The organism is Halomonas sp., from assembly GCF_041689495.1.
Lineage (GTDB): Bacteria > Pseudomonadota > Gammaproteobacteria > Pseudomonadales > Halomonadaceae > Halomonas.
The window spans coordinates 1-5,939 of the sequence record NZ_JBDNGD010000504.1; the positions used below are offsets into that span (position 1 = coordinate 1).

At 67.1% G+C, this 5,939-nt stretch carries 7 protein-coding genes and 1 pseudogene; all 8 read right to left on the reverse strand.

Features of this window, described 5'->3' with window-relative positions:
• On the reverse strand, positions 1-1,241 hold a 1,241-nt coding region (locus ACESMD_RS14960; RefSeq protein WP_372614534.1), incomplete at its 3' end, for a PH domain-containing protein.
• Positions 1,238-1,768 (reverse strand): PH domain-containing protein, encoded by a 531-nt coding sequence (locus ACESMD_RS14965; RefSeq protein ID WP_372614536.1) that lies wholly within the window; start codon positions 1,766-1,768, stop codon positions 1,238-1,240. The genes ACESMD_RS14965 and ACESMD_RS14960, both read right to left, overlap by 4 nt.
• A gap of 123 nt (positions 1,769-1,891) precedes the next feature.
• Complete coding sequence (locus ACESMD_RS14970; protein ID WP_372614538.1) at positions 1,892-2,080, reverse strand: hypothetical protein; 189 nt, start codon at positions 2,078-2,080, stop codon at positions 1,892-1,894.
• A pseudogene (locus ACESMD_RS14975) lies at positions 2,034-2,804 on the reverse strand (ABC transporter ATP-binding protein); the annotation flags it as partial. The pseudogene ACESMD_RS14975 and the gene ACESMD_RS14970, both read right to left, overlap by 47 nt.
• The gene (locus ACESMD_RS14980) at positions 2,801-2,965 is read right to left on the reverse strand and encodes an oligopeptide/dipeptide ABC transporter ATP-binding protein (RefSeq protein WP_372614546.1); all 165 of its coding nucleotides are present in this window, start codon (positions 2,963-2,965) and stop codon (positions 2,801-2,803) included. The pseudogene ACESMD_RS14975 and the gene ACESMD_RS14980, both read right to left, overlap by 4 nt.
• A 12-nt stretch (positions 2,966-2,977) precedes the next feature.
• A complete protein-coding gene (locus ACESMD_RS14985) occupies positions 2,978-3,775 on the reverse strand; it encodes an ABC transporter ATP-binding protein (protein ID WP_372614540.1) in 798 nt (265 codons plus the stop codon).
• Positions 3,775-4,653 carry an ABC transporter permease gene (locus ACESMD_RS14990; protein ID WP_372614542.1) on the reverse strand — a complete coding sequence of 293 codons (879 nt, stop codon included), beginning with the start codon at positions 4,651-4,653 and terminating at the stop codon, positions 3,775-3,777. The genes ACESMD_RS14985 and ACESMD_RS14990 overlap by 1 nt, the downstream gene beginning before the upstream one ends.
• A gap of 459 nt (positions 4,654-5,112) precedes the next feature.
• On the reverse strand, positions 5,113-5,715 hold the full coding sequence (locus ACESMD_RS14995; protein WP_372614544.1) for an ABC transporter permease: 603 nt from the start codon (positions 5,713-5,715) through the stop codon (positions 5,113-5,115).
• Positions 5,716-5,939: the final 224 nt, after the last annotated feature.

The following is a 5,939-nucleotide window of genomic DNA, read 5'->3' on the forward strand; positions in this document are numbered from 1 at the left end:
GCGCGCCAACGCAGCTGGGCCAGGCCAAGTGAGAGCACCACCAGTCCCGGCAGTGCGCCGCCAAGAGCCCAACCCGGCCATGCCGGGAAGACGATCCACCAGACCACCAACGAGCCAATGCCCAGCAGCAGCAGGCGCAGGAAGAGGACCCGGCGATAGAGGGCAGAGACCCGCCTCAGCGGCGCCACGAAGGAAGGCGTCACGGTCGGCCGCAGCCAGAGCGGCGGAACCAGGGCATCGGCCTGGACGGCGGTCAGGCCCGGCACCACGAAGCGGCGCGCCTCGGCGACCTCGCCACCGCCTGCCGCCCCGAACTGGTGACAGACCAGATAGCCACGCCCCATCAGGCGACCCAGTCCGGTCTGCTCCCAGTCCACCACCTGCAGTCGGCGACGCGTCAGCGTCTGCGACCGGCGGTGCAACAGGCCGCTGACCTGCACGTGGCGCTCACCATCGTCGCGCAGCACATAACCTTGAAATCGCCACCAGGCAGCCAGCACCGACAGCAGCATCAATACCCCCACGGCAGCGACAATCCCCACCACGATCGCCATCCAGGGAGACGCCGGCAGCCAGGCCCAGAGATCGGCCTGTGGAAGCCGGTCATGCAGCCAGCCTTCCAGGGGGCGCATCAGTGGCGAAACCAAGGCCGCGACCACCAGGATCGACCGGCTGGTCAGCCCATGCAGCAGCAAGCCGCCCGGTCCAAGGGTGAACAATACCAGCGAACGCGGTGCTGGCTCATCTGACCGATCGCTCGAGGGTCTTCCGCCAAGGCGCGCGTCCAGGGCCTCGGCCAGCTGGCGACGGATGCCCGGCAGGGCGATCGACGCGGCCTCCCCGGCCAGGGTCTCCACCTCCCATTGCACCACACCGAAGGGACGCATCCAGGCCGGCTGCTGGATGCTGGTCTGCTGGACATGAAGCGCCGAAAGCCTGAACTCGCGATGGACGAAGAGCCCCTTCTTGACCACCAACACCTCGCCATCGAAACGAAAGCGAAAGCGCCGGTAATAGAGCAGGCTCAGCAGCAGAGCGACGAGCACGACCAGAACCCCACCCAATAGCGCCTCACGCCATCCGAAGCGCTCGCTGACGGCCAGGGCTGCACCAACCGCGAGCAACAAGGGAAGGTGCTGGCGTAGCAGCGATACCCCGGTGGTGGCCAGCATCAAGCCGATCGCCCAGGGCGAGAGCCGCTGCCAGTCGTCGAGCAGGCCAGGCCTCGGCGTCTCTGTCACGTCGAATGGTCCTTCTCAGGCAATCCAGGCGACGAGAGTCGCGCCAGCAGATGCTGCTTGATCGCTTCCGCCCGCTCGCCCGGCAGTCCCTCCAGGATCAGGTCCGCGCCACGGCCGCCGGCGGTAAAGCAGGACAGGCGTACCAGGCCGAAGGAACGCTCCACGGGGTTGCTGAGCGTTTCCACATGCTGGAGGCGCACCAGTGGCAGCACCTGGGTCCGACGGACCAGCAGGCCGCGTCGGTAGATCAGGTCATGCTCGCGCAGGCCATAGGCCCGCTGCCGAGCCTCGATCCAGCCCAGCATGACCCTCACCACCCCCAGGCCAGCCAAAGCCCCGGCCAGCCAGGGCTGCCAGATTGCCAGAGGGGAGTCACCCAGCGGGACGAAACCGACCACCAGGGTCATCAGCAACCAGCCAAAGGACTGCTGCACTGCCTGGCAGGGCGACAAGCGTGGCGAGACCGGCGTCAGCGGGGCCTGCTCCAGGCGCGGCAGGGATTCCGGGGCGAGGGAGGAATTGGGCATCGTCATGACCAGAGCCTAACAGCCCGAGGTCGCTGATAGGTACGCGCGTACCCACGAACGCATCGGCGACTACTTCGGGGAGTGGCTCGAGACACGCACCGCGAACCGATCACGCTAACTCCCTCAGCGATCCAGCCAGCAGGCCGAGAGATGGCGAGGGCGGGGCGCGAAGTCGGGGGGATCCTCGCGGTCACAGAGGCCGGCCATGGCCTGGGGGCAGCGTGGATGGAAGCGACACCCCCCGGGCGGGTGGATCAGGCTGGGGGGGTTCGCCCTCGGGGACCTCACGCAGGTGATCGGCATTGCGCGCATCCGGGTCGGCAATAGCGTTGATCAGGGCCTGAGTATAGGGATGACGGGGATGGTCCAGCAGCTCGTCCACCGGGGCCGATTCCATCACCCGGCCGGCATACATCACGAAGATCCGGTCGGCGAAGTGACGCACCGTGGAGAGATCATGGGTGATGAAGGCCAGGGTCAGCTGCCGGCTGGTCTGGATAGCGCGCAACAGCTCGAGGATCTCCACCCGCACCGAGGCATCGAGCATCGACACCGGCTCGTCGGCGATGAGCATCGCCGGGGCCAGGATGAGCGCCCGGATGCGATGCTCCCGCATCTGGCGATCCTTCACGCCGTGCACGATCAGGGGTTCGGCGAGGAGGCGTCTCACGTCCATGAAGGGCGGCAGCGCCCCGTATGGGTCCTGCTGCACATAGCCGTCCCGGGCTCGGTAGGCCTTGAGTTCCCGGCCATGCAGGTCGGTCATCGCCCTCCCCTCGAAGCGCACCTCGCCACGGGAGGGCCGATGCAGGCCCAGCAGGGTACGGGCCAGCGAGCTCTTGCCGCAGCCGCTCTCGCCGACGAAGGCCACCGCCTCGCCACGGGCCAGCGTGAAACTGACGCCATCCACCGCATGGACACTGCCAGCCCGCAGAAAGCCCCACTGGCGAAGCTCGAACCAGGTATGCAGGTCTTCCGCTTCAAGCAGGGGGCCAGGCATCGCCCCAGTGGAGGCCGCCTGGGTCCTGTCGTTCATGGTGTCTCCCGGTCGGCAAGCAGCCAGCAACGCACCCGATGCCGATCCCCCAGGATGATGGCCTCGGGATCATCGGCACAGCGCGCGAAGCGAAGCGGACAGCGCTCGGCGAAACGACAGCCGCTCGGCGGCGCGAGCAGGCTGGGCGGCTGACCGGGAATCGACCGGGGCCGCTATGCCTGGCGAAAACGCGGCACACTGGCCATCAGCATCCGCGAATAGGGATGTGCCGGCTCGCTGAAGAAGGTCGCCGCATCGCAGACCTCGACGAACTGGCCTGCATACATCAAGGCCACCCGGTCGGCCAGCTCGCTGGAGGTCGCCACGTCGTGGGTGATCAGGATAAAGCTGGTACCGAGTTCACGTTTGATCTCTTTCAAGGCGTTCATGATACTGGCCTGGGTCAGCACATCCAGCGCCGAGGTGGGCTCGTCCAGGATCACCAGTTCGGGCTCGGCGACCAGCGCCATGGCGATCACCACTCGCTGGCGCATTCCGCCGGAGAGCTCGAAGGGATAGCGGCCCATGAAGTCCGGCGACACCCCCACCAGTTGCAGGACTTCCGCCACCCGTGCCCGGGCCTTCCCACTGGGCCAGCCACGCAGCACGCGCAACGGCTCGGCGACCTGGTCACCCACACGCACCACCGGGTTCAGGGCATTCATCGAGGCCTGCATCACCAGGGCCATGCGCGACCACTGCACTTCGCGGCGGAAATGCTCAGCGTCCATGGCCGTCAGGTCGGCGTCGCCGAAGCTGACCCGCCCGCCGACATGATAGACATTTCGAGGCAACACTCGCATCAGGGCCCTGGCCAGCGAGCTTTTGCCGCAGCCGGACTCGCCCAGCACCACCAGTGCCTCACTGGGCCGCACATCGAAACTCACGCCATCCACGGCGCTCACCAGACCCTGGCGGGTCCGATACTGCACGCTCAGGTTATCTACCTGCAGCAGCGGCCGGTCGCCCATCACAGGCTCCTCAGTCGTGGGTTGAAGACCCGGTCCATGGCGAACCCAAGCATGGCGAAGCCCAGGCCGGTGAGCATCAGCAGCACCGCCGGCGACACCACCCAGTAGGTATAGCCGTTGTAGAGCGCACTCTGGGACTGGGCATCGTTGAGCACCTTGCCCCAGGTGGGCAATACCGGGTCGCCCAGGCCCAGCACCGCCAGCGACGCCTCCAGGAAGACGAAGGTGGGGATCAGGGTGACGAAGGTGGGGATCAACACCGGCAGGATGCGCGGGATCATGTAGCGCATCACGATGCGCAGGTTGCTCGCCCCATAGGCCTGGGCCGCCTCGATGTAGGGCGCCTCGCGGATCGGCAGCAGCATGACCCGGTACATCTTGATGCCCGCGCTGAAGATGCCCAGCACCACCACCACCCCGAGCATCAGCCAGATACTGGTGGAATAGAGGGTGCCGACCATGACCAGGATCGGCAGCATGGGCAGGATCATGTTGACCTCGGTGAGGCGCTGGATGACGGCATCCACCCAGCCGCGATACCAGACACCCACCGCCGCGATGATAAGGGTGGTGATGGTGGTGCCGACCGCCGCGATCAGGCCGAAGGCCAGGGTCACCGGCGTGCCCCACATCAGGGCCAGGCTGAGGTCCCGCCGCTGGTGGTCGGTGCCCGCGATGCCGTGGACCCGGCCGTAGAGCACCAGCTCGGCCTCCAGGGGAGCATCCGCGTCGAAGACCACCGCCTCCAGCAGCAGCGTATAGCGCCCCTCCCGGACCTGCGGCTCTCCCTCGCTCTCCGGCTCGGCGAGCAGGCCGATATGCGGTACCAGCCCCCCCCAGGCGTCGCTCCAGGCTCCGGTCCTGGGAGAGCGAGACACGATCCGAGCGACCTATGCGGTGGCCGCCCAGGGCCATCTCCGTGCCATCCGGCGCCTGCCAGAGCAGACGGGCGAAGGGCCGCTGTTCGTGGCCCTCGGCACGCAGGAAGAGGGTGATCTCGCTGGGAAAGCCGTCGAAGTCGTAGTCGAAGCTCAAGGGGATGCGCAGCCGACGACCGCCCTCGAACGGCGTCTCCTCGATGGTCGCCGCGTCGCTCGCGACGATCCGGGTGGTCGGCAGGCGGCCGCCGGTGAGGCGGTCCACCCACACCGGGCCGGCATTGACGGGATTCTGCTGCCAGACCTCCCCGCCCCGCCACTTCTCCAGTGCCTCGGAATAGGGGATGGTCACCAGGGTGTAGATCGACAGCGCCACCAGGGCCACGATGATCGCCATGCCCATCAACGCCGAGGGATAGCGGCGCAGCTTGCCCCAGGCATGGCGCAGGCGTTGAGCGATCATTGCCGACCTCCGGCGATCCGCACGCGCGGGTCGAGCAACGCATAGAGGATGTCCAGCAGGAAGACGGTCACCGCCAGCAGGTAGGCGAAGATCACCACCGCACCGATGATCACCGGCGTGTCCCGGTAGCCGATGGCCTGGAACAGCAACGAGCCCAGCCCCGGCCAGTTGAAGACCTGCTCGAGGATGATGGCCCCGCTCCATAGCCCGATCAGCATCAGCAGAAAGCTGGTGATGATCGGCGACAGGGTCGGCCGCAGGATGTAGCGCCGCTCGATCAGGTGAGCGGGCAGCCCCTTGGCCCGGGCCATCTCCACATAGTCCTCGCTGGAATGGATCAGGAAGAAGGTCCGCCAGGAGTAGATGGAGATGAAGATCGACGACAGAAACATCGCCGTCATCGGCAACAGCATATGGCGCACCAGGCTCATCGCGTAATCGAGTCGTCCCTCGGGGGGCGGCACCGCCACCATGCCGCCGGCGGGCAGCACCGGGGCGATGAAGGCGAACACCAGGATCAGGAAGATGCCATAGAACCAAGGCCGGGGCCGCCGAGGTGGGCGCCAGGCCGACGACGCTGCGATCCAGGGCGCTACCATAGCGTCGCGACAGCGACAGGGCGGCGAACACCGAGACGAAGAACCCCAGCAGATTGGCGGTGCCGAACAGCAGCAGGGTCGCCGGCAGGCGCTCGACGATGATGTCGTAGACCTCACGGGAGCCCCGGTCACTGTGCATCTGTTCCGCCCGGCCCAGGTCCAGGCGCATGGCGCTTTGCAGGTAATCCAGGCTGCGCACCACGAAGGGCTGGTCCAGGCGCAGC